Source organism: Campylobacter sp. CFSAN093229 (assembly GCF_011068225.1).
GTDB classification, from domain to species: Bacteria; Campylobacterota; Campylobacteria; order Campylobacterales; family Campylobacteraceae; genus Campylobacter_D; species Campylobacter_D jejuni.
The window spans coordinates 1-1,132 of sequence record NZ_JAAMXB010000027.1 but is presented as its reverse complement, the minus strand read 5'-3'; the positions used below and the strand labels follow the sequence as shown (position 1 = coordinate 1,132).

General features: G+C 29.5%; 2 protein-coding genes. One reads left to right on the top strand and one right to left on the bottom strand.

Annotated features, from left to right (window positions below; genetic code table 11):
* The coding region (locus FBE93_RS08255) for an HAD family phosphatase (RefSeq protein WP_165434364.1) at positions 1-362 on the top strand (362 nt) is incomplete at its 5' end.
* 23 nt (positions 363-385) lie between these two features.
* Here the strand turns inward: FBE93_RS08255 and FBE93_RS08250 are convergent.
* The coding region (locus FBE93_RS08250; RefSeq protein ID WP_207307221.1) for a basic amino acid ABC transporter substrate-binding protein at positions 386-1,132 on the bottom strand (747 nt) is incomplete at its 5' end.

Genomic DNA, 1,132 nt, shown 5'->3' with positions numbered 1-1,132 from the left:
TTATAATCAAATATCAAGATCAAAGGTGTATTATAATTTCAGCTACGGCTGAATTTTTAGTTAGAAAAATCGCCTCTTTTTTGGGAGTGAGAGAAAGCATAGCCATAAAATGTGAGTGTGTGGGTGATAAATTTAGTGGAAAAGCTTATGGGATTTATAGCTTTAAGGAAGGCAAGGTTTTAAGACTTAAGGAATATTTGGGTAAAGATTATGAAAAATGGATGAAAGATTCTTATTTTTTTAGTGATTCTATCAATGATTTACCTTTACTAGAGTCTGTTAGCAAAGCCTTTGTATGTAATGGTGATGAAAAAATTTTAAAAATTGCAAAAGAGAGAAAATATGAAATTTTAACTTTTTAAGCTATAAGCGTGAAAATTCACGCTTATTCTAATTCATATTTTTTAATTAAAGTATCATAAAATCCATCAGTTTTTGCTTCATCTATGCCTTTGTTAAATATTTCAATAATATCTTTTTGTTTATTTTTATCAAAAGCAAAACTAAAGCCTTCCCCTCCATCTGTTTCTTGGTAGAAGCTTACCAATTCTGGATTTTCAGCTAAAAAACCTTTAGCAGTATCTTGATCAGCTACAATAGCATCGATTTTGTTGTTTTTTAGTGCTAAAACAGCTATGTTTAAATCTTTATTGCTTTGCACTTGTGCATTTTTGATAGCTTTTGCAGTATTTTCTTGTAAAGTTCCTAGTTGAACTCCTATTTTTTTACCTTCTAAATCATTCTTTGTTTGAAGAGAGTCATTGTTTTTTAGCTTAAGATAAAGATTTTTACTCATATAGTAAGGTTTGGTAAAATCAACACTTTGTCTTCTTTTGTCAGTTGCACTCATAGCTGAGGCAATCATATCGATTTTGCCAGCTTTTAAAGCAGGAATCAATCCATCGAAATTGGTTTCAACCCAAACAATTTTAATACCATTTTTTTTGGCAATCTCTTCAACCAAATCAGTATCAAAACCTGTAAGTTTTGAGTTTTCTTTATAATTAAAAGGTTTATAATTTGGAGCAGTTCCAACCTTTAATTCTACACTTGCATTTGATTCTTTATTTTTAGAATCACTACAAGCACCTAAAAATAAACCAACTAAAGCAACTAGAGCAATGCTTAATAT